Source organism: Pseudomonas sp. DCB_BI, from assembly GCF_026240995.1.
Lineage (GTDB): Bacteria > Pseudomonadota > Gammaproteobacteria > Pseudomonadales > Pseudomonadaceae > Aquipseudomonas.
Genome location: NZ_JAPFCG010000027.1, coordinates 17,297 through 37,049 on the forward strand (window position 1 = coordinate 17,297; position 19,753 = coordinate 37,049).

Annotated in this window: 23 protein-coding genes; 15 read left to right on the top strand and 8 right to left on the bottom strand. The window is 63.0% G+C overall.

Translation table 11 applies throughout. The features are described 5' to 3' along the window. Nucleotides 1-32: 32 nt before the first annotated feature. On the bottom strand, nucleotides 33-278 hold the full coding sequence (locus tag OO258_RS24200; RefSeq protein WP_003255900.1) for a TIGR02647 family protein: 246 nt from the start codon (nucleotides 276-278) through the stop codon (nucleotides 33-35). A gap of 69 nt (nucleotides 279-347) precedes the next feature. Continuing rightward, the gene (locus OO258_RS24205; RefSeq protein ID WP_266033537.1) at nucleotides 348-647 is read right to left on the bottom strand and encodes a hypothetical protein; all 300 of its coding nucleotides are present in this window, start codon (nucleotides 645-647) and stop codon (nucleotides 348-350) included. A 148-nt stretch (nucleotides 648-795) separates the two neighbouring features. Here OO258_RS24205 and OO258_RS24210 point away from each other — a divergent pair, with 148 nt between their 5' ends. Further along, entirely contained in the window at nucleotides 796-1,458 is a 663-nt protein-coding gene (locus tag OO258_RS24210; protein ID WP_266033541.1) for a glutathione S-transferase, read from the top strand. Between the two features lie 124 nt (nucleotides 1,459-1,582). On the opposite strand, the gene argH is transcribed toward OO258_RS24210, so the two are convergent. After that, nucleotides 1,583-2,977 carry an argininosuccinate lyase gene (gene argH, locus OO258_RS24215; protein ID WP_266033545.1) on the bottom strand — a complete coding sequence of 465 codons (1,395 nt, stop codon included), beginning with the start codon at nucleotides 2,975-2,977 and terminating at the stop codon, nucleotides 1,583-1,585. Nucleotides 2,978-3,273: 296 nt separating this feature from the next. On the opposite strand from argH, the gene OO258_RS24220 reads away from it, so the two are divergent. From OO258_RS24220 to rsd, 7 genes are all read left to right on the top strand, one after another. Beyond that, nucleotides 3,274-4,017 carry a LytR/AlgR family response regulator transcription factor gene (locus OO258_RS24220; protein WP_110746761.1) on the top strand — a complete coding sequence of 248 codons (744 nt, stop codon included), beginning with the start codon at nucleotides 3,274-3,276 and terminating at the stop codon, nucleotides 4,015-4,017. 199 nt (nucleotides 4,018-4,216) lie between these two features. After that, nucleotides 4,217-5,158: a hydroxymethylbilane synthase gene (hemC, locus tag OO258_RS24225; RefSeq protein ID WP_266033548.1), complete on the top strand. Its 942-nt coding sequence runs from the start codon at nucleotides 4,217-4,219 to the stop codon at nucleotides 5,156-5,158. Then, nucleotides 5,155-5,922: a uroporphyrinogen-III synthase gene (locus tag OO258_RS24230; RefSeq protein ID WP_266033551.1), complete on the top strand. Its 768-nt coding sequence runs from the start codon at nucleotides 5,155-5,157 to the stop codon at nucleotides 5,920-5,922. Before hemC ends, OO258_RS24230 begins: the two co-directional genes overlap by 4 nt. 45 nt (nucleotides 5,923-5,967) lie before the next feature. Then, nucleotides 5,968-7,068: a uroporphyrinogen-III C-methyltransferase gene (locus tag OO258_RS24235; protein ID WP_266033554.1), complete on the top strand. Its 1,101-nt coding sequence runs from the start codon at nucleotides 5,968-5,970 to the stop codon at nucleotides 7,066-7,068. Beyond that, the gene (locus OO258_RS24240) at nucleotides 7,065-8,303 is read left to right on the top strand and encodes a heme biosynthesis protein HemY (RefSeq protein WP_266033556.1); all 1,239 of its coding nucleotides are present in this window, start codon (nucleotides 7,065-7,067) and stop codon (nucleotides 8,301-8,303) included. Before OO258_RS24235 ends, OO258_RS24240 begins: the two co-directional genes overlap by 4 nt. Before the next feature lie 222 nt (nucleotides 8,304-8,525). Continuing rightward, nucleotides 8,526-9,032: a disulfide bond formation protein B gene (locus tag OO258_RS24245; protein WP_266033559.1), complete on the top strand. Its 507-nt coding sequence runs from the start codon at nucleotides 8,526-8,528 to the stop codon at nucleotides 9,030-9,032. A gap of 231 nt (nucleotides 9,033-9,263) precedes the next feature. After that, nucleotides 9,264-9,734, top strand: a complete 471-nt coding sequence (rsd, locus tag OO258_RS24250; protein ID WP_266033562.1) for a sigma D regulator — start codon at nucleotides 9,264-9,266, stop codon at nucleotides 9,732-9,734. Nucleotides 9,735-9,743: 9 nt separating this feature from the next. Here the strand turns inward: rsd and OO258_RS24255 are convergent, their stop codons facing one another. Continuing rightward, complete coding sequence (locus tag OO258_RS24255) at nucleotides 9,744-10,382, bottom strand: FKBP-type peptidyl-prolyl cis-trans isomerase (protein ID WP_266033565.1); 639 nt, start codon at nucleotides 10,380-10,382, stop codon at nucleotides 9,744-9,746. A 311-nt stretch (nucleotides 10,383-10,693) separates the two neighbouring features. Between OO258_RS24255 and OO258_RS24260 the strand changes: the two genes are divergently transcribed. Next, nucleotides 10,694-11,806 carry an AlgP family protein gene (locus OO258_RS24260; RefSeq protein WP_266033568.1) on the top strand — a complete coding sequence of 371 codons (1,113 nt, stop codon included), beginning with the start codon at nucleotides 10,694-10,696 and terminating at the stop codon, nucleotides 11,804-11,806. On the opposite strand, the gene OO258_RS24265 is transcribed toward OO258_RS24260, so the two are convergent. Then, on the bottom strand, nucleotides 11,782-12,264 hold the full coding sequence (locus OO258_RS24265; protein ID WP_266033571.1) for a TIGR02444 family protein: 483 nt from the start codon (nucleotides 12,262-12,264) through the stop codon (nucleotides 11,782-11,784). The two genes, OO258_RS24260 and OO258_RS24265, sit on opposite strands and share 25 nt — an antisense overlap. A gap of 50 nt (nucleotides 12,265-12,314) precedes the next feature. Here OO258_RS24265 and OO258_RS24270 point away from each other — a divergent pair, with 50 nt between their 5' ends. The 3 genes from OO258_RS24270 to OO258_RS24280 all read left to right on the top strand — a co-directional run bounded on the left by OO258_RS24270 (nucleotide 12,315) and on the right by OO258_RS24280 (nucleotide 15,544). Next, nucleotides 12,315-14,225 carry an ATP-binding cassette domain-containing protein gene (locus OO258_RS24270; protein ID WP_266033574.1) on the top strand — a complete coding sequence of 637 codons (1,911 nt, stop codon included), beginning with the start codon at nucleotides 12,315-12,317 and terminating at the stop codon, nucleotides 14,223-14,225. After that, nucleotides 14,225-14,812, top strand: a complete 588-nt coding sequence (locus tag OO258_RS24275) for a mechanosensitive ion channel family protein (RefSeq protein ID WP_110746789.1) — start codon at nucleotides 14,225-14,227, stop codon at nucleotides 14,810-14,812. The genes OO258_RS24270 and OO258_RS24275 overlap by 1 nt, the downstream gene beginning before the upstream one ends. A gap of 99 nt (nucleotides 14,813-14,911) precedes the next feature. Further along, a complete protein-coding gene (locus OO258_RS24280) occupies nucleotides 14,912-15,544 on the top strand; it encodes a LysE family transporter (RefSeq protein WP_110746792.1) in 633 nt (210 codons plus the stop codon). 31 nt (nucleotides 15,545-15,575) lie between these two features. Here the strand turns inward: OO258_RS24280 and OO258_RS24285 are convergent, their stop codons facing one another. Then, the gene (locus tag OO258_RS24285; RefSeq protein ID WP_266033584.1) at nucleotides 15,576-16,328 is read right to left on the bottom strand and encodes a slipin family protein; all 753 of its coding nucleotides are present in this window, start codon (nucleotides 16,326-16,328) and stop codon (nucleotides 15,576-15,578) included. Nucleotides 16,329-16,330: 2 nt separating this feature from the next. Then, the gene (locus OO258_RS24290; protein WP_266033586.1) at nucleotides 16,331-17,677 is read right to left on the bottom strand and encodes an NfeD family protein; all 1,347 of its coding nucleotides are present in this window, start codon (nucleotides 17,675-17,677) and stop codon (nucleotides 16,331-16,333) included. A gap of 98 nt (nucleotides 17,678-17,775) precedes the next feature. Between OO258_RS24290 and OO258_RS24295 the strand changes: the two genes are divergently transcribed. The 3 genes from OO258_RS24295 to OO258_RS24305 all read left to right on the top strand — a co-directional run bounded on the left by OO258_RS24295 (nucleotide 17,776) and on the right by OO258_RS24305 (nucleotide 19,246). Next, entirely contained in the window at nucleotides 17,776-18,234 is a 459-nt protein-coding gene (locus OO258_RS24295) for an aminoacyl-tRNA deacylase (RefSeq protein ID WP_012270008.1), read from the top strand. A 61-nt stretch (nucleotides 18,235-18,295) separates the two neighbouring features. Then, nucleotides 18,296-18,538, top strand: coding sequence for a DUF2789 domain-containing protein (locus tag OO258_RS24300; RefSeq protein ID WP_110746798.1), 243 nt, complete (start codon nucleotides 18,296-18,298; stop codon nucleotides 18,536-18,538). A 69-nt stretch (nucleotides 18,539-18,607) separates the two neighbouring features. After that, entirely contained in the window at nucleotides 18,608-19,246 is a 639-nt protein-coding gene (locus tag OO258_RS24305; RefSeq protein WP_266033592.1) for an NADH:ubiquinone oxidoreductase subunit N, read from the top strand. A gap of 6 nt (nucleotides 19,247-19,252) precedes the next feature. On the opposite strand, the gene OO258_RS24310 is transcribed toward OO258_RS24305, so the two are convergent. Next, the gene (locus tag OO258_RS24310) at nucleotides 19,253-19,690 is read right to left on the bottom strand and encodes a CBS domain-containing protein (RefSeq protein ID WP_266033595.1); all 438 of its coding nucleotides are present in this window, start codon (nucleotides 19,688-19,690) and stop codon (nucleotides 19,253-19,255) included. Nucleotides 19,691-19,753: the final 63 nt, after the last annotated feature.

The window sequence follows — 19,753 nt, forward strand, 5'->3', positions numbered from 1 at the left end:
ATGCAAGGTCTCAGATTGCGCAAGGCTGATGTTCAGGCCGGCTGTGGCGCCTTGAGAATGTTCTGCAGCAACTGGACACTTTCGACAGCGTCGTGACCCAGGCTGGTCAGGTAACCGCCATCCGGTTGATCGGTCAGCCCTTTCTCATGCAGGCGCTGCGCAGCCGCGATCAGGGCGGGGGATGCGGTGCTGGTTATCTTTATGCCTTCCTGGCTGCTGTCGTGTTTGAACAGCGCGAGTACTTCCATTTCGTCGATCAAATCGGGGGTAAAAGGCATGGCAACTCCTGACTTCCAGACAAGGATTACGGCACTTTCTATGGTGCCTGACCTTCGAGTGTAGCCGGGTTATTCGTCGTCGCCTTGATCCATCTCAGGCGGCAGCTCCGGCAGCGCTCGCAGAGCGTTCTCGTACCACTCGCCGTTGAACGCACGGTCCTCCACCAGCATGTTGTCGATCTCGAAGGCCAGCACGTGGGCCATCAGGTTGAGAATGTCGTCACGCTCATAGCCGACCAGGGTCAGCTTGTTGAAAGTGGCCTTGGCTGCAGGCGGCTCGCCGCTTTCAATCTGGTTTTCGATGGCCTGGGTCAGCGTTGCCTCGGCGAAGGCTTCGTCGTCATTGTCGATGTCGGTGGGCTCGCTCATCGCGGTACTCCTGGGATGTGATGCAACAGTGTGCCATGCCTGTGGCGGCAATGCCCGGGCATTGACGGGGTGCATGACGCTGGTCAGGGGCCGGCGATCGGTCTATAAAAGCCCAGCCAACCCCTTACGGCCTGGAGGCTGTTACCTCATGCTCAAGCTTCATGGTTTTTCGGTCAGCAACTACTACAACATGGTCAAGTTGGCCTTGCTCGAAAAAGGCCTGCCTTTCGAGGAGGTCACCTTCTATGGTGGCCAGGCGCCACAGGCGCTGGAAGTGAGCCCGCGGGGCAAGGTGCCGGTGCTGCAGACCGAGCAGGGCTTCCTCAGCGAAACCAGTGTGATCCTCGACTACATCGAACAGACTCAAAGCGGCAAGGCACTGCTGCCGGCCGACCCGTTCGAGCAGGCCAAGGTGCGTGAGCTTCTCAAGGAAATCGAGCTGTACATCGAGCTGCCGGCGCGTACCTGCTACGCCGAGTCGTTCTTTGGCATGCCGGTCGAGCCGCTGATCAAAGAGAAAGCGCGTGCTGACCTGCTGGCCGGGTTTGCCACGCTCAAGCGCAACGGGCGCTTCGCGCCTTATGTAGCGGGTGAACAACTGACGCTGGCAGACCTGATGTTCTGCTTCTCGGTCGACCTGGCTTATGCCGTGGGCAAGAAAGTGCTGAACATCGACTTTTTGGCGGACTTCCCGCAGGCCAAGGCGTTGATGCAACTAATGGGCGAAAACCCGCACATGGCGCGGATCGTGGCGGACAAGGAGGCGGCGATGCCGGCCTTCATGGAGATGATCCGCAGCGGCAAGCGCTGAGTCTGGTGTTGAGCCCTTCGCGGGCATGCCCGCTCCCACAGGTCTGCACCGTTTTTGAAACTTGTGCAATACCTGTGGGAGCGGGCGTGCCCGCGAACGAGGGCGAAGCCCTCGCCTTGGGGGGTTAGCGAGACGCCAGCAGGGCCTTGCCACGAACAACGGCCGCGCGAACCTGCGCCGGCGCCGTACCACCAATGTGGTCACGCGCATTCACCGAGCCTTCCAGAGTCAGCACGGCGAACACATCCTGCTCGATCTGGTCGCTGAACTGGCGCAGTTCGTCCAGGCTCATCTCGGCCAGGTCCTTGCCGGTGTCCACACCGTACTTCACCGCATGGCCTACGATTTCGTGGCAATCACGGAACGGCAGGCCACGGCGTACCAGGTAGTCGGCCAGGTCGGTCGCGGTGGAGAAACCACGCAGGGCCGCTTCACGCATGATCGCGTGCTTGGGCTTGATCGCCGGGATCATGTCGGCAAAGGCACGCAGCGAGTCGCGCAGGGTGTCGGCGGCGTCGAACAGCGGTTCCTTGTCTTCCTGGTTGTCCTTGTTGTAGGCCAGCGGCTGGCCTTTCATCAGGGTCAGCAAGCCGGTCAGGGCGCCGAACACACGGCCGGTCTTGCCTCGTACCAACTCTGGCACGTCCGGGTTCTTTTTCTGCGGCATGATCGAGCTGCCGGTGCAGAAGCGGTCGGGTAGGTCGATGAACTGGAACTGGGCGCTGGTCCACAGCACCAGCTCTTCGGAGAAGCGCGACAGGTGCATCATCGCCAGGCTGGCCGCGGCGCAGAATTCGATGGCGAAGTCACGGTCCGAGACGCCGTCCAGCGAGTTGCCACCCACGGCCTCGAAGCCCAGCAGCTTGCAGGTGAGTTCGCGGTCGATCGGGTAGGTGGTACCGGCGAGGGCGGCGCTGCCCAGTGGCATGCGGTTGGTGCGCTTGCGGCAGTCGACCAGGCGCTCGTAGTCCCGGCTGAGCATTTCAAACCAGGCCAGCAAGTGGTGGCCAAAGGTGACCGGTTGCGCCGTCTGCAGGTGCGTGAAGCCGGGCATGATGGTTTCGGCCTCGCGCTCGGCCTGCTCGAGCAGGCCCTGCTGCAGGCGGGTGATTTCGGCCAGGATCAGGTCGATCTCGTCGCGCAGCCACAGACGGATATCGGTGGCTACCTGGTCGTTGCGGCTGCGGCCGGTGTGCAGCTTCTTGCCGGTGATGCCGATACGGTCGGTCAGGCGTGCTTCGATGTTCATGTGCACGTCTTCGAGGTCGACGCGCCAGTCGAAGTTGCCGGCCTCGATTTCGCCCTGAATGGTCTTCAGGCCATCGATGATGGTGTCGCGCTCGGCATCGCTGAGCACGCCGACCTGCGCCAGCATGGTGGCATGGGCGATCGAACCCATGATGTCGTGGCGGTACAGGCGCTTGTCGAAATCGACCGAGGCGGTGAAACGGGCGACGAAGGCGTCGACGGGCTCACTGAAGCGGCCGCCCCAGGACTGATTGGTCTTGTCGGTGCTCATGGATTCACTCATTGCAGGCGTGAACGAAAAAGTGGCGCCGATGATAGCAGGGTTGGGCTGGCTGCCGCAGGGCGCCGGTCGAGAGAAATGCCCGGAAAATGGCTGATAAGGATTTCAAGGAATGAACGGCAGTGTTCCACGGACCGTCTACAGTTGGACAGAGGACTGGCAGTGAATCTGCCAGCCGAGTGAATCTTTGGCCATCGCACCGGTCTAGAGCGTGACCGCAGTGTCGCTCGAACCACATCTGTCTACGCTATACCTGTGCGAGACTCATTCAGGAATCCAGCGCAATTATGAATGTCCTGATCGTTGATGACGAACCCCAAGGCCGTGAACGCCTCAGCCGCCTGCTCGGCGAACTGGAGGGTTACACCGTACTGGAGCCTAGCGCCACCAACGGCGAAGAGGCCCTGGCGCTGATCGAAAGCCTTAAGCCCGATGTGGTCCTGCTGGACATCGGCATGCCAGGCCTGGACGGCCTGCAGGTGGCTGCTCGCTTGTGCGAGCGCGAGGCGCCGCCGGCAGTGGTGTTTTGCACCGGGGATGATGAATACGGTGCCGAGGCATTCAAGGACAGTACCCTCAGCCATGTGACCAAGCCCATCCAGGCCCAGGCGCTGCGCGATGCGTTGCGCAAGGCCGAAAGACCCAACCGCGCCCAGTTGGCAGCGCTGACCCGGCCGGCTAACGAAGGTGGCGGCCCACGTAGCCACATCAGTGCACGCACGCGCAAAGGCATCGAGTTGATCCCTTTGCCGCAGGTGATCTACTTCATTGCCGACCACAAGTATGTGACGTTGCGCCATGAAACCGGGGAAGTGCTGCTCGACGAACCGCTCAAGGCACTGGAAGACGAGTTTGGCGAACGCTTCGTGCGTATCCACCGCAATGCGCTGGTTGCCCGCGAGCGCATCGAACGCCTGCAGCGCACCCCGCTGGGGCACTTTCAGCTGTACTTGAAGGGCCTGGACGGCGATGCCCTGACCGTCAGCCGCCGGCACGTGGCCGGTGTGCGCAAGATGATGCAGACCCTCTGATACGGCGCCCGCATGGCAAGGGCTGCGCCCTTGTTCGCGGGTGAACCCGCTCCCACAGGTTGATCATTGGCCTTTGGAGTGGCACCTCACCCTGTGGGAGCGGCTTTAGCCGCCAAGAGGCCCTTAGCTGATCCACATCTGCAAGCGATAAAGGAGATGCTGTTATCATCGGCGGCATTTCTCTGGATCGGGGCGTTTCATGTCCACTCGCGAAATCCGCATTGCCACCCGTAAAAGTGCCTTGGCCCTGTGGCAGGCCGAATACGTCAAAGCCCGCCTCGAGCAGGCCCACCCCGGTCTGCTGGTGACCCTGGTGCCCATGGTCAGCCGGGGTGACAAGCTGCTCGACGCGCCGCTGGCAAAAATCGGCGGCAAGGGCCTGTTCGTCAAGGAGCTGGAAACCGCCCTGCTGGACAACGAAGCCGACATCGCCGTGCATTCGATGAAAGACGTGCCCATGGACTTCCCCGAAGGCCTGGGCCTGTACTGCATCTGCGAGCGCGAAGACCCGCGCGATGCCTTCGTTTCCAACACCTTTGCCAGCCTCGAAGCGCTGCCTGCCGGCAGCATCGTCGGTACCTCCAGCCTGCGCCGTCAGGCCCAGCTGCTGGCGCGTCGCCCGGACTTGCAGATCCGCTTCCTGCGCGGCAACGTCAACACCCGTCTGGCCAAGCTCGATGCCGGTGAGTACGACGCCATCATCCTCGCCGCGGCCGGCCTGATCCGCCTTGGCTTCGAAGACCGCATCACCTCCACCATCAGCGTCGATGACAGCCTGCCGGCTGGCGGCCAGGGTGCAGTGGGCATCGAATGCCGCAGCGCCGACCATGAAATCCATGCCCTGCTGGCGCCGCTGCACCATGCCGATACGGCCGACCGGGTAGTGGCCGAGCGCGCCTTGAACAAACACCTGAATGGCGGTTGCCAGGTGCCGATCGCCTGCTACGCGGTGCTTGAAGGCGACCAGCTGTGGTTGCGTGGCCTGGTTGGCCAGCCGAGCGGCGGCAAGCTGCTGGTGGCTGATGCTCGTGCCCCCCGGTCGGCTGCCGAGACCCTTGGCGTACAAGTGGCGGAAGACCTGTTGGGGCAGGGTGCCGACGCCATCCTCAAGGAAGTCTACGGCGAGGCCGGCCACCCGTGAGCCAATGGCGCCTGTTGCTGACCCGGCCTGCCGAGGACTGCGCGGCGCTGGCGCAAAACCTGGCAGCAGCGGGGGTGGCCAGCAGTTGCTTGCCGCTGCTGGAGATCGAGCCGGTAAAACCCGAGGCTCCGCAGCAGTTGTTGCTGCAAGCCCTGAATGGCTTCCAGGCAGTCATCGTGGTCAGCAAACCGGCCGCCCGGCTGTTGCTCGAGCAACTGACCAAGGCCAGCTTGCAGCCGCCACGGCAAAACTGGTTCACGGTCGGCGAGGCCACTGCCGCAGTGTTGCAGGATGCTGCCCTTGAAGTGAGCTACCCACCACGCGGCGATGACAGCGAGGCCTTGCTGGCGTTGCCGGCACTGCGCCAGGCAGTTGCCGTACCTGCAGCGCGAGTCTTGATCGTACGCGGCGTCGGAGGTCGCGAACTGCTGGCAGAGCGTCTTGCAGAGCAAGGTGCTAGTGTCGAATATCTGGAACTGTATCGTCGCTGCCTCCCGGATTACCCGGCGGGCACCCTGAAGCGCCGCATCGAAGCGGAACGCCTCAATGGCCTGGTGGTCAGCAGTGGGCAGGGTTTCGAACATTTGCAGCAAATGGCCGGCGCCGATTGGCCGCAGCTGGCCCGGCTACCACTGTTCGTGCCTAGCCCGCGGGTCGCCGAGCAGGCCCGGGCCGCCGGGGCCCAACAGGTTGTGGATTGCCGTGGCGCTAGTGCCGCGGCCTTGCTGGCAGCCGTGCAGCGCAGCGCTGCACCTGCCTCTTAAGGCGCTAAGCTGAATGCGATGCGCCCCCATGCAAAGGATGGATACGTGAGCGAGACTGTCTTGTCCAATAACGATCAGCCGTCGGCACAGGCGCCGGCGGACCCCGTTACCGCCCCACCTGCCAAGCGCTCCGGCAGTGGTCTGGCAGCGCTGGCCTTGCTGCTGGGCGCGGCCGGGGTGGCGGTAGGTGGCTGGGGTGTCTGGCAGGTGCGTCAACTGCAAGGCAGCGAGTTCAATCAGGGCCAGCACATCGAGGCGCTGAACCAGCGTGCCGAGGCCCTGCAGCAGCGTGAACAGCAGATCAGCGCGCAACTGGCCAGCCTGCCGGCAGCCAGCGAGCTCGAAGACCGCCGCCGCCTGGTGGCGCAATTGCAGGGCGACCAGCAGCGCCTCAGCCAGCGGGTGGAAACCGTGCTGGGTGAAAGCCGCAAGGAGTGGCGCCTGGCCGAAGCCGAGCACCTGCTGCGCCTGGCCACCCTGCGCCTGTCGGCCTTGCAGGACATCACCAGCGCCAAGGCGCTGGTCGAGGGCGCCGACGAGATCCTGCGTGAGCAGAGCGACCCGGGTTCCTTCGCCGCCCGTGAGCAACTGGCCCGCAGCCTGGCCACGCTCAACAGCACCCAGCAACCCGACCGTACTGGCCTGTTCCTGAAACTCGCTGCACAGCGTGAGCTGGTACAACAGTTGAGCGCCCAGTCGCCTGAGTTCGAGAGCAATGCCGATGCACTTGGCGCACTGACCGCCGACGGCGATGGCGCCAGCCGCCTGTCGCAGTGGTGGGCCGAGATCTCCAAGTACTTCCAGATCGACTTCAACGCCGATGAGAACGTGCGGCCGCTGCTGGCCGGGCAACAATTGAACCAGCTGCGCCTGGCCCTGAGCCTGACCATCGAGCAGGCACAGTGGGCGGCGCTCAATGGTGATGCCAAGGTCTACACCCAGGCGCTGGACGATGCCCGCAGCGTGCTGCTGGCCAACTTCAACGCTGACAACCCGCAAAGCAAGGCCATGCTCGAAAGCCTCAATGCCCTGGCTGAGCAACCGGTGTCGGTGGTAACCCCAGACCTCAGCGAAAGCCTGGCGGCAGTGCAGGCCTATATCCAGCGCCGCCACTTGCCGGCCGAGGCTGAAGGGGGCAAGCCATGAAGCGTGTCTACCTGCTGGCCGTGCTGGCTATAGTGGTTGCCGCAGCGTTGGGCATCGCAGTCGCCAAGCATAGCGGCTACGTGTTGATCTCCTATGGTGGCTTCCGTTATCAGTCGGGGCTGTGGGCAGCCCTTGCCGGGTTGCTGGCGGTGGTCTTGTTGTTGTGGTTGCTGCGTTACCTGGTCGGCCTTGTGCTGACCTCAAGCGGCGTGGTCAACCCCTGGTCGCGGCGCAACCGTAGCCGGCGCATTCGCCTGGCCATCGAGCAGGGCCAACTCGACCTCGCCGAGGGCCGCTGGGCCAGTGCCCAGCGCCACCTGCACCGTGCCGCCGAGGCCGAGCGCCAACCGCTGCTGTACTACCTGGGTGCCGCGCGTGCGGCCAATGAGCAAGGCCGTACCGAAGACAGCGACAACTTGCTGGAGCGCGCCTTGGAGCGCCAGCCACAGGCGGAGCTGGCCATTGCCCTGACCCATGCCCAGTTACAGATGGACCGTGGCGAAAGCGATGGTGCTCTGGAAACCCTGCTGGCCATGCAGGAGCGCCACCCGCACAACAGCCAGGTGCTGCGCCTGTTGCAGCGCCTGCACCTGGAGCGCGGCGATTGGTCGGCCTTGATTCGTCTACTGCCCGACCTTCGCAAGGGCAAGGTGCTGCCGGCTGCGGAACTGGCCGCCCTTGAGCAACGCGCATGGGGCCAGAACCTGAGCCTGGCGACTACCCGTGGCGAGGACGCGCCAAGTGCCCGCCAGGCCCTGGAGCGGGCCTGGCAGCAACTGACTGCGGCCCAGCGCCAAGAGCCGCAACTGGTGCTGGCCTACGCCGAGCAACTGCGCCAGGTGGGCGCCCAGAGCGAGGCCGAGCAAGTACTGCGCACGGCCCTGAAACGCGAGTATGAGAGCCACCTGGCCCGTCTGTACGGCCTGGTGCGCGGCGAGGACCCGGCGCGCCAGCTGCAAACCGCCGAAGGCTGGCTCAAGGCTCACCCGCAAGACGCCAGCCTGCTACTGACCCTGGGCCGCCTGAGCCTGCAGAACCGGCTGTGGGGCAAGGCGCGTGACTACCTGGAAAGCAGCCTGCGCATGGAACGCAACCCTGAGGCTTGTGCCGAACTGGCCCGCTTGCTCGCTGGCCTGGGCGAGACCGAACGCAGTAACCAATTGTTCCAGGAAGGCCTTGGCCTGTTGGACGAACGCCTGCTGGCTTTACCGCTGCCAGAAGGCGTTCGCGCCTGACCTACCCCAAGGCCCGCGCCAAGGTGCGGGCTTTGGGGGCGGGTAATTTATCCACCGCTGCCAGTTAAATCTGACGTCCGCTTCTTCAGTCGCCTCCTACCTTGGCTCCGGAAATTTCCTACGCTATTCAGCGACTTGTCGTTGCTGTCGTGCCTTGAAACAAAGGGCGTCTTTCCTCTACCGTTTCAGGCCTCTATCTCTTCCCCGGGACCTGAACCGCCTATGCTGCCGGCCCGTTTGCGCACGTTTTTCCTTCCCGCCTGCCTGGCCGCACTGGCAGTGCTCGCCGCGTCCATGTACCTGGAAAACGTCCTTGGGCTGGTGCCGTGCCCGTTGTGTCTGAGCCAGCGGGTGCTGCTTGGTGTATACGGGCTGCTAAGCCTGGCAGCGGTGGTGCAGGCACCGGGCACCCGCGGCACTCGCCTTTATGCACAAGTGACGCTGGGGTGCTCGCTGGCCGGCGCATTGTTGGCAGCACGGCATGTCTGGTTGCAGGGTGCAGGCGGTGCCAGCCATGTATGCCCGGCGCCGATCGGGCAGCTATTGGTGAACTCCTGGGGGGAAGCGACGCGGCAACTTCTGTTCGGCGGCCCGGATTGCCACTCACTGACCTGGAGTTTTCTCGACCTGACGCTGCCGGAGTGGAGCCTGCTGGCCTTCCTGTTACTGGCGGCGCTGCCCTTGAGTTACCTGCTGGCGTATCGTTTCCGCAGCCTGGCAGGAACATGACCTGGCGCAAGGCTGGATCATTAGCGCGACCAATGGCGATGTATCAGGGGATTAAACACTTGTATGAACTTTGTCCTCTGCGTACCTTGAAGGGCAGCACGCGCGGGAATAATCTCGCAGCACGTATACCGAAAACACAACTGCTCGATGCCGTCCTGCTGATGTCACCTTTGTGCTGCGCGGTCGTGGTGCGAGGTGCAGCGGCATCTACCCAGAAGGGAAGAGATTGCCATGCTCGATAGTTGTCAGAATGCCCAGGAACGCTGGGGTGGGGTGCACGACCTGATCGACCGTTGGTTGAAGGCGCGCCAGGACCTGGTGCAGTCTTTCGGCGCACTGCGTGATTTGAAGCCAGCCTTCGCCGACAAGGACACAAATGGAGACTTTTGCGGCCTGCTTGTCGACTACTGTTCGGCGTGGCATTTCGAGGTCTGCGAACAGCTGGTCAGTGAGGCCAAGGCTTTCGATGACGAGAGAGCGCTGAAACTGGCCGAAGAGATCAATCCGCGGATCAACGACATCACCCAGATCGCGCTGGCCTTCAATGACCATTGCGCGAAAGGCGAGTGCAAGGACACCGAACGCTTCGCCGAAAAACTAGGCAAGCTGGGTGGCCTGCTGCATGAACGCTTTGAACTTGAAGACTGCCTGATCGAAGTGCTGCATAACGCGCACAAGGAACAAGGCGCGGTCGAGGCCTGAGGGTTGGCGTCAGTCGCCAACCGCCAGCAGTTCGATCTCGAACACCAAGGGTGTATAGGGTGCGATCAAGTCACCCGCGCCCTCGGCTCCGTAGGCTTGTGCTGATGGAATCACCAGGCGCCATTTGGCGCCGGCGTGCATCAGCGGCAAGGCTAACTGCCAACCTTCGATCACCGAGTCCAGGCTGAACCACTGTGGTGCCTGGTTCTGGTCGAATATCGAGCCATCCGGCAACTTGCCCACGTAGCGTACCTGCACCTTGCCGCCGGGTTTCGGCTGCGCACCCGTGCCTGCCTGCAGCTCGCTGTAGAGGATGCCCTGCGTTAACTCACGTACGCCATAACGCCCGCGCTCATTGGCCATGAAGCGTTTTTCGGACGCTTGGAGTTTTTGTGTCTCAGCATCACCCTCCTGCGCCTCATGCTGTTGAAGCACGGCCTGCATCCGAGCGTTGTCGAGCTTCAGCGGCTGTCCCTGGTAGGACTGGCGTAACCCGTCGACCAGTGCGTCCAGCTGCAGGCCTGGCATATCCTGGCGCAGCCGCTCACCCAGGCTGGCGCCGAGGCTGTAGGCGAGGTCGTGATCATCGCTCTCGGCCAAGGCGATGGGGGCCAAAAGACATAAACCTAAAACAAGATATCGAGGCATGGTCGGTTCCTGCGCCAATGAGCGGGGAAGTATGCCAGCGTTCCGTTTTTGATTGTGTGCTCGCGACCCTTGCAAAAAGAGACCTTGTGTTGCGAAAGGGGTGCGAAGCCCCCCGAGAGGATGGGCTGCAAGTCAGATAAGTGCCAAATTCCAGCAATGATTTATTCAGCAACTACACTTGCACGGAGCTGCAAGATAACAACTTTGCCCAGGCATGCAACGCGGCGTAAATATTACTGTCAACATGCCCTAGCGGCGGTAGCAGCAGAAGCATAGTATGAGCCGCAATCTCGTCAGCCAGGAGGTAAACCATGTCGGCCAAAAAGAAGCCAGTAAGTACGCCGTTACACCTGCTCCAACAACTTTCGGGCAGCCTGCTCGAACACTTGGAAGAGGCCTGCTCGCAAGCGCTGGCTGATGCGGAAAAACTGCTGGCCAAGTTGGAAAAGCAGCGTGGCAAGGCGCAGGAAAAACTGCACAACGGTCGCCTGAAACTGCAAGACGCAGCCAAGGCCGGTAAAGCCAAGGCGCAAACCAAGGCACAAAAAGCCATCGGCGAACTTGAACAACTGCTCGACTCCCTCAAGGAACGTCAAACCCAGACGCGTTCTTATATTCAACAACTCAAGCGTGATGCTCAAGACAGCCTCAAGCTCGCCCAGGGGGTAGGCAAGGTTCGTGAAGCCGCGGCCAAGGCCCTCGATTCGCGTGCTGCCAAACCAGCGGCCAAGCCAGCTGCCAGGGCGTCTGCTGCCAAACCAGCAGCCAAGCCTGCTGCCAGAACTTCTGCTGCCAAGCCTGCGGCGAAGCCAGCTGCCCGAACCACCGCTGCTGCCAAGCCTGCGGCGAAGCCAGCTGCCCGAGCCACCGCTGCTGCCAAGCCTGCGGCGAAGCCAGCTGCCAAAGCCACTGCTGCTGCCAAGCCTGCGGCGAAGCCAGCTGCCAAAGCCACTGCTGCTGCCAAGCCTGCGGCGAAGCCAGCTGCCAAAGCCACTGCTGCCGCCAAGCCTGCGGCGAAGCCAGCTGCCAAAGCCACTGCTGCCGCCAAGCCTGCGGCCAAAGCCACCGCTGCTGCCAAGGCTGCGGCGAAGCCAGCTGCCAAAGCCACCGCTGCTGCCAAGCCTGCGGCGAAGCCAGCGGCCAAAGCCACCGCTGCCGCCAAGCCTGCGGCGAAGCCAGCTGCCAAAGCCACAGCTGCTACCAAGCCTGCAGCCAAGCCAGCGGCAGCCAAAGCCACTGCCACCAAGCCTGCCGCAAAACCAGCTGCCGCCAAGCCTGTAGCCAGCAAGCCAGCCGAAGCCAAACCGTCTACGCCTGCCGCCAGCACTCCGGCTGCCGCAAGCAACTCGGCCACTCCGCCCGCTGCGGTAGCACCCTCGGCACCTGCCGGCACCCAGGCTCAGACGCCGTCTTCGGCGTCCTGAAGCGCAGCCGCCGCGACGCGCAACTGAACCAGCGCGTCGTTGTGGTGTGTCTGGTCCGGCGCCAGCCGGGCCAGCCAGTCATCCGTGGGTTCATGGGAATCCGCGGACCACTGCCGCGCATGCTCCTGCAAGCGTTCCAGCAAGGCCTTCTCGGCCTGCAATTCCAACCCTTTGAGTCGCTCACGCAACAGCCCCAGCTGGGCATCAGCCTGCGCGGCCGTTCGCCATTGCTGGCGCAGGCTGCGTAGCGGGGCGATCACTTCGCGTTGCCAGGGCTCGGCAACTGCTTTCAATGCCTGCGCACGCTCGTCCAGCACGGCAACGCCACGCGCCTGCAGCCAGGTTGCGCACAGGATCAGGCAGACATCGCCACCCAGCGCCTGCAACTCAAGGCAGGCCGCTTCCACGCCGGGCCTGGCGTACAAGGCCAGGGCGTGATTCCACAGGTCGGTGTGCATGGTTCCACTCGCGCTATGGGCCGAGGAAGCTGGTAGACTCCGCGACCATCATGATCAGACTATCCAACCTCACTTTACAGCGTGGTCCGCAGCGCTTGCTAGAAGGCGCCGAGATGACCCTGCACGCCGGTCACAAGGCCGGCCTGATCGGCGCCAACGGTGCCGGAAAATCCAGCCTGTTCGCCTTGCTGCGCGGTGAGCTGTCGCCCGATGCCGGCGATTGCCAGTTGCCCGGTGACTGGCGCATTGCCCACATGCGTCAGGAGGTCGACACCCTCGACCGCCTGGCCGTGGACTATGTGCTCGACGGCGACGTGCGCCTGCGCAAGGTCCAGGCCGAACTGGCCATCGCCGAGCAGGCCCACGACGGTACCGCCCTGGCGCGCCTGCACAGTGAGCTGGAAAGCGCCGACGGTTACACCGCCGACGCGCGCGCGCGCAAGCTGCTGGCCGGCCTGGGCTTCACCAACGAGCAGATGGACCGCCGTGTCGGAGACTTCTCCGGTGGCTGGCGGATGCGCCTGAACTTGGCCCAGGCGCTGATGTGTCCGTCCGACCTGCTGCTGCTCGACGAGCCCACCAACCACCTGGACCTCGATGCGATCCTGTGGCTGGAAGACTGGCTCAAGGGCTACCCCGGTACTCTGTTGTTGATCTCCCACGACCGTGACTTTCTCGATGCCGTGGTCGATCACGTGCTGCATGTCGAGCAGCGTAAGCTGAACCTCTACAAGGGTGGTTACACCGCCTTCGAGCGTACCCGTGCAGAGCGCCTGGCGCAGCAGCAGCAGGCGTACGAAAAGCAGCAGGCGCAGCGCGCGCACATGGAAAAGTACATCGCCCGCTTCAAGGCACAGGCCACCAAGGCCCGCCAGGCGCAGAGCCGGATCAAGGCCCTGGAGCGCATGGAAGAACTGTCTGCGGCGCACGTCGATTCGCCGTTCGACTTCGTCTTCCGCGAGTCGCAGAAAATCTCCAGCCCGTTGCTGAGCATGTCCGAAGGCCGCTTGGGTTATGGCGACAAGGCCATCCTCGACAAGGTCAAGCTACAGCTGACCCCCGGTGCGCGCATTGGCCTGCTGGGGCCCAACGGCGCTGGCAAGTCGACCCTGATCAAGAACCTTGCGGGTGAGCTGGAGCCGTTGTCGGGCCGCCTGGTCCGTGGCGAGAACCTGGCTGTTGGCTACTTTGCCCAGCACCAGCTGGACTCGCTGGACGACAAGGCCAGCCCGCTGTTGCACCTGCAGCGCATCGCCTCCACCGAGCGCGAACAGACTTTGCGCGATTTCCTCGGCGGCTTCGATTTCCACGGCGCCCGTTGCGACGAGCCGGTGGTGAACTTCTCCGGTGGCGAAAAGGCCCGCCTGGCGCTGGCGCTGATAGCCTGGGAGCGGCCGAACCTGTTGCTGCTCGACGAACCGACCAACCACCTTGACCTGGAAATGCGCCTGGCGCTGACCATGGCATTGCAGGAATTTGCCGGTGCCGTGGTGGTGGTGTCTCACGACCGTCACCTGCTCAAGAGCACCACCGACGACTTCTTGCTGGTAGCGGACGGCAAGGTCGAACCCTTCGACGGAGACCTGGACGACTACAGCCGCTGGCTGGTCGAGTACCGCCAGCGCAGCGCGCCGGCCAGCACGGCCCCGGTCAACCCGGACAAGACCGACAAGAAGGCCCAGCGTCAGGCTGCCGCGGCCTTGCGTCAGCAACTGGCGCCGCACAAGAAGGCCGCCGACAAGCTGGAAACCGAGCTCAACCAGGTCCACGTGCAACTGGCCGAGATCGAGACCGCGTTGGGTGACGGTGGCCTCTACGAAGCGGCGCGCAAGGACGAATTGCGCGACCTGCTGGCGCGCCAGACCAAGCTCAAGCAACGCGAAGGTGAGCTGGAAGAAGCCTGGATGGAGGCGCTGGAAACCCTGGAGAGCATGCAGTCCGAGCTCGAGGCGCTGTCCTGATGGAGGAACTGCGTTCGCTGCTGCCTGGGCAATGGATGGACACCTTCTGGCTGGGCTTGCAGATTCTCTTGATCATGGTGGCGGCGTTCGTCCTGCAGCGCATCATTGCTCGCGGGTTGAGCCGCCTGGGCCAGCGTTACCCGTTGCCGCCAGAACTGCTGGTGCCGGTGCGTGGCAGCCTGCGCTGGCTGATCATGGGCAGCGCGCTGCTGTTCGTGCTGGAGCGGCTGGGCGTGTCGGCGACCGTGCTGTGGACCGCGTTGTCCGGCTTTGTCGCGGTGGCGGCAGTGGCTTTCTTCGCCATGTGGAGCGTGCTGTCCAACCTGCTGTGCGCGGTACTGATCTTCACGGTCGGGCCGTTTCGCATCGGCGACGTAGTCGAACTGGTCGATACGCTGGACAAGCCAGGCGTGAAAGGGCGGGTGATCGCTATCAATCTGCTGTTTACCACCCTGCTGGAAGTGCCCGAAGCGGGCGGGGCGCTGGTGCAGGTGCCCAATAGCCAGTTCTTCCAGAAGTCGGTGCGGCGCTGGCGCGGGGCCGAGGTACAGGCCCTGCACAAAGAAACAGCTACCGAAGCTGACTGAACCTGGCCTGGCCCTATGAATCCATCAGAAATTACTGGTTATTTTTTCACCAAAACCTTAGCTTAACGCTTTGCAACAAATGTTCGAGCGAGGTGTGTGATGTCGATGGAAGTATGGTTGGGCTTCTTTGCCGCCTGTTGGGTGATCAGCCTTTCACCCGGTGCCGGGGCGATTGCCTCGATGTCCAGCGGCCTGCAATACGGCTTCTGGCGCGGCTACTGGAACGCCTTGGGCCTGCAACTGGGCCTGATTGTGCAAATCGCCATCATTGCCGCCGGCGTGGGCGCCGTATTGGCAGCCTCGGCGACGGCCTTCCAGTTCATCAAATGGTTTGGTGTCGCCTACCTCGTCTATCTGGCCTACAAGCAATGGCGCGCCCTGCCGATGGACATGTCCGATGAGTCCGGCGTACGCCCGATCGGCAAGCCGCTGAGCCTGGTGTTCCGCGGGTTCCTGGTCAACGTCAGCAACCCCAAGGCGCTGGTGTTCATGCTGGCGGTGCTGCCGCAGTTCATCAACCCACATGCACCGTTGCTGCCGCAGTATGTGGCGATCACTGTGACCATGATCACCGTGGACATGCTGGTGATGGCGGGGTACACCGGGTTGGCTTCCCGGGTGTTGCGCTTGCTGCGTACGCCCAAGCAGCAAAAGCGCCTGAACCGGACTTTTGCCGGGCTGTTCATCGGTGCGGCTACCTTCCTGGCGACCCTGCGCCGCGCGCCGCTCTGATGTACCGCTGGGGCCCGGCCGGGCCCCAGCTCTATTTCTGCTTGTCTACCAGCCCCGTCAGCAAGTCCACCGGCATAGGGAAGACAATGGTCGAAGTCCTGTCTCCCGCAATCGCCCCCAGCGTCTGCATATAGCGCAACTGCATCGCCCCCGGTTCCTTGCCCAGCATTTGCGCCGCCTGCATGAGTTTCTCTGACGCCTGCAATTCCCCCTCGGCATGGATCACCTTGGCCCGCCGCTCGCGTTCGGCCTCGGCCTGCCGAGCGATGGCGCGTACCATCGATTCGTTGAGGTCGACATGCTTGATCTCGACGTTGGCCACCTTGATGCCCCAGGCATCGGTTTGCGCGTCCAGCACCTGGCGAATATCCGCATTCAGTTGCTCCCGTTCGGCCAGCAACTCATCCAGTTCGTGCTTGCCCAGCACCGCACGCAGCGTGGTCTGGGCCAACTGGCTGGTCGCTACCAGAAAGTCCTCGACCTGGATGATCGCCTTTTGCGGGTCGAGCACGCGGAAGTAGAGCACCGCGTTGACTTTGACCGAAACGTTGTCGCGAGTGATGACATCTTGTGGCGGTACATCCAGCACCACCGTGCGCAGGTCGACCCGCACCATTTGCTGGATCACCGGGATCAACAGGATCAGCCCTGGCCCCTTCACCTGCCAGAAGCGCCCCAACTGGAACACCACGCCGCGCTCGTATTCGCGCAGGATGCGAAACGCCGACAGCACCAGCAGCCCCAGTACGATCAGCACCGCACCGATACCCACTTGCATGAACATGGTCAGTCTCCTTGCGTCGCAGGCGCGGCGGCGCTCACGTCCAGCATCACGCCATGGCGCGCGGTCACCCGCACGCGCTGGCCGGCTTGCAGTGGCGTCGGACACTGCACTTGCCATTGCTCACCCTGGGCCAGTACGACGCCACGCAGCGGGTCGGCTGCCATCACCTGGGTGACGGTAACCAGGCTGCCGACCAGGCCGGCGTCACCGCTGACCAGCGCCCGCTGGCGTGCCTTGAGGGCCATGGCCAGCACGCCGCCGATGAGCAGGGCCGAAAGCACTGCCAAGGTACCGATCAAGACCAGCGGGATGCCAAAGCCCGGGGCATCGGTGTCGATCAGGATCAGCGCGCCGAACACAAAGGCAACGATGCCGCCAAAGCCGACCACGCCGAAACTGGGCAGGAAGGCTTCGGCGATCATGAAGGCGATGCCGAGCAGGATCAGCGCCACCCCGGCGAAGCTCACGGGTAATAGTTGCAGGGCGTAAAGCGCCAACAGCAGGCAGATGCCACCGACCACACCCCCTACCGTAGAGCCGGGGATCATGAATTCGAACAGCAGGCCGTACACGCCGATCATGATCAGGATCAGCGCCACGCTGGGGTTGGTGATCACCGCCAGTAGCCGTGTGCGCCAGTCCGGCAGGTGCTCCACCAGGGTGGCGCCGGCGGTCTGCAACTGGCGTGGCTGGCCGGCGACCTCCAACGTTTTGCCATCGAGCTTGCGCAGCAGGGTGGGCAGGTCATCGGCTATCTGGTCGATCACATTCAGCCGCAAGGCCTCGCTGGCGGGCAGGCTGACGGCCTCGCGCACGGCCTTCTCGGCCCAATCGGCATTGCGCCCGCGCAGTTGTGCCAGGCCGCGGATGTAGGCAGCGGCGTCGTTGACCTGCTTATGTGTCAGGGTTTCATCATTGCTGCCCTTGGCCTTGTCGTCTTTGGGTGCACCTGGGAGGCCGCCGATCTGCACGGGCGTGGCGGCGCCCAGGTTGGTGCCGGGGGCCATCGCGGCGACATGGCTGGCGTAAAGAATATAGGTGCCGGCGCTGGCCGCGCGGGCACCGCTGGGGGCAACGTAGGTGGCAACCGGCACGGGGCTGGCGAGAATCGCTTTGATCATCTGACGCATGGCGCCGTCCAGGCCACCGGGGGTGTCCATGCGGAGCACCACCAGTTGTGCGCCCTGTGCCTGGGCCTGGTCGAGGCTGCGTACCAGGTAGTCGGCGCTGGCTGGCCCGATCGCATCATCGATGTCGAGTACCCACACCGCAGCGGGCGCTGCCTGGCCACCTGACGTCATGCCAAGCAGCAACAGCACCAACAGCCAGCGCCAGCAGCGGGCGATCACCTGTCGTCACCTCGTTTGCCCTTCCTTCACAAGTTTAGCCCTGGCTGGCGCTACCCGGCCTAAAATTGAAGATTGGGGGGCGAAACCGGAGGTGCATCATGCGTATGGCAAAAACCCTGCAGGCCCGCCTGGACAAGGCCAACTGCGACTACGACATCATTCCCCATCCACATTCGGCCACCAGCCTGGAGTCGGCACGCACGGCCGGCGTACCCGCCGAGCGGGTCGCCAAGTCAGTGATGCTCGATGACCGTCATGGCAACTACATCATGGCCGTGCTACCCGCCAACCGGCACTTGGACATGAGCAAGGTACGCATGTCAGGGGCTTGGCAGCTGACCCGCGAAAGCGGCCTGCCAAGCCTGTTCAATGACTGCGAACGCGGTGCCGTGCCGGCCCTTGGCGATGCCTATCAAATAAAGATGCTGCTTGATCCGAGTCTTACCCGCCAGGGCGATGTCTATCTGGAGGCAGGTGATCATGATCATCTGATTCATATGAGCATGGAGCAGTACATGAAGCTGGTACCGCACGCCGAAGTGCGAGAGCTGTGCTGATGTTTTCACACCAATGCCAGACGGGCGTCGTGGACGGCCTGCCTGGCGCTCAGGAGGAACCATGGAAGCGCCGATCCATCCCTTTGCCGACCTGTTCAAACAGTTGGGCTTGCCCGACGATCCCAAGAGTATCGATCAGTTCATCACCAGCCATTCGCCGTTGAAGAACGAGATAAAGCTGGTGGATGCACCGTTCTGGAGCGACTCCCAGCGTGCTTTTCTCAAGGAAAGCATCATTGAAGATTCCGATTGGGCCGTGCCCTTCGATCAACTCAACGAAGCGTTGCGCCGCCCCCGAAAATAAAGCGCCGAGCGGCACCTGACGAGTCATTGGCCGTTGCTATGCTCAGGAAAACAATAAGGGGATGGCGCGATGAAAGATCCCTATGCACCAGGTTTCTGGTGTTCCGTGACGATCCTGGGCACCCTGACGGCCAGTTACTTTTACGGCATCAGGCAGGCGCAACAGATGAACCAGGCGGTGCATTTTCTGTATGCGGCTGCCGCTGTCACCGTGGCGGTTGTACTGGTGGTGCTGACCTGGATTGCCTGGCAGCAGTTGCACCTGAACAAGCGCGAAGTGATTCAGGGACGAACGTTGCTGACCATCTGGAACACCAAGGTGGCGCTGCGCCGCGTCGAGACCGTATTCGACCGCTACTTCTGGGGCAGCTACTGGCATTCGGGGCGCACGTTCGAAGAGGTCATGGGTGAGCTCAAGGGCACGCCGCTGGAGCAGAGCCTGGAGGCCCTGAAGCGCCAGTGTCGTGTACTCGACCGAGAAATCCATGACCACCATCATCATTGGCTGGCCAATGCCCGCGACCTGTCCAGCGTGGCGCAGGCCATGGCCCGTGACCGCTACCAGCTGGACCTGGGCGAGCCCACCTGCAGTGGCCATGGCAATACTGCAGTGCTCAACCGTGACCTGGAGGTGCTGGTGTACACCTGGTCGGCGCGCCTGCGCAGCTTTGACCATCAGCTGGACGAGCTGGAGCGCACCTACCATTGAGAGGTTTCATTCGCCGCGGATGTACTGCTCAAGCTGCTTGATGAGGCTGGCTTGCTCAGTGATGGTTTCCTTGACCAGGTCACCGATCGACAGCAGGCCGAGCAGCTTGCCGTTGTCGACCACCGGCAGGTGACGCAGGTGGCGATCGGTCATCAGGTTCATGCAGAAATCCAGCTTCTGCTTGGGTTCCACGGTCACCACAGGCGCACTCATGATTTCGCGCACCGGGGTGGCGGCAGAAGAGCGCCCCTTGAGTACCAGCTTGCGTGCATAGTCCCGTTCACTGACGATACCCACCACCTGGGTGCCTTCTACCACAGGCAACGCACCGACGTTTTTCTCCGCCAGCATTTTCAGGGCGTCGAGCACCGAGTCATCCGGGCCGATAGTGTAAACGGTCTGGTGCTGGGACTTGGTCTTGAGGATTTGTTCGACGGTCTTCATACGGGCCTCTGCGGGTGAAAAAAGCGCTGTCTCGGAGTAACTAAAGCATCCGGTACGGCGCTC

Bases quoted from the DNA above. Each gene is read 5' to 3' on its own strand.
- OO258_RS24200 (WP_003255900.1), bottom strand. From the start codon at position 278: ATGCCTTTTACCCCCGATTTGATCGACGAAATGGAAGTACTCGCGCTG.
- OO258_RS24205 (WP_266033537.1), bottom strand. From the start codon at position 647: ATGAGCGAGCCCACCGACATCGACAATGACGACGAAGCCTTCGCCGAG.
- OO258_RS24210 (WP_266033541.1), top strand. From the start codon at position 796: ATGCTCAAGCTTCATGGTTTTTCGGTCAGCAACTACTACAACATGGTC.
- argH (WP_266033545.1), bottom strand. From the start codon at position 2,977: ATGAGCACCGACAAGACCAATCAGTCCTGGGGCGGCCGCTTCAGTGAG.
- OO258_RS24220 (WP_110746761.1), top strand. From the start codon at position 3,274: ATGAATGTCCTGATCGTTGATGACGAACCCCAAGGCCGTGAACGCCTC.
- hemC (WP_266033548.1), top strand. From the start codon at position 4,217: ATGTCCACTCGCGAAATCCGCATTGCCACCCGTAAAAGTGCCTTGGCC.
- OO258_RS24240 (WP_266033556.1), top strand. From the start codon at position 7,065: ATGAAGCGTGTCTACCTGCTGGCCGTGCTGGCTATAGTGGTTGCCGCA.
- OO258_RS24245 (WP_266033559.1), top strand. From the start codon at position 8,526: ATGCTGCCGGCCCGTTTGCGCACGTTTTTCCTTCCCGCCTGCCTGGCC.
- rsd (WP_266033562.1), top strand. From the start codon at position 9,264: ATGCTCGATAGTTGTCAGAATGCCCAGGAACGCTGGGGTGGGGTGCAC.
- OO258_RS24255 (WP_266033565.1), bottom strand. From the start codon at position 10,382: ATGCCTCGATATCTTGTTTTAGGTTTATGTCTTTTGGCCCCCATCGCC.
- OO258_RS24260 (WP_266033568.1), top strand. From the start codon at position 10,694: ATGTCGGCCAAAAAGAAGCCAGTAAGTACGCCGTTACACCTGCTCCAA.
- OO258_RS24265 (WP_266033571.1), bottom strand. From the start codon at position 12,264: ATGCACACCGACCTGTGGAATCACGCCCTGGCCTTGTACGCCAGGCCC.
- OO258_RS24270 (WP_266033574.1), top strand. From the start codon at position 12,315: ATGATCAGACTATCCAACCTCACTTTACAGCGTGGTCCGCAGCGCTTG.
- OO258_RS24275 (WP_110746789.1), top strand. From the start codon at position 14,225: ATGGAGGAACTGCGTTCGCTGCTGCCTGGGCAATGGATGGACACCTTC.
- OO258_RS24280 (WP_110746792.1), top strand. From the start codon at position 14,912: ATGTCGATGGAAGTATGGTTGGGCTTCTTTGCCGCCTGTTGGGTGATC.
- OO258_RS24285 (WP_266033584.1), bottom strand. From the start codon at position 16,328: ATGTTCATGCAAGTGGGTATCGGTGCGGTGCTGATCGTACTGGGGCTG.
- OO258_RS24295 (WP_012270008.1), top strand. From the start codon at position 17,776: ATGCGTATGGCAAAAACCCTGCAGGCCCGCCTGGACAAGGCCAACTGC.
- OO258_RS24300 (WP_110746798.1), top strand. From the start codon at position 18,296: ATGGAAGCGCCGATCCATCCCTTTGCCGACCTGTTCAAACAGTTGGGC.
- OO258_RS24305 (WP_266033592.1), top strand. From the start codon at position 18,608: ATGAAAGATCCCTATGCACCAGGTTTCTGGTGTTCCGTGACGATCCTG.
- OO258_RS24310 (WP_266033595.1), bottom strand. From the start codon at position 19,690: ATGAAGACCGTCGAACAAATCCTCAAGACCAAGTCCCAGCACCAGACC.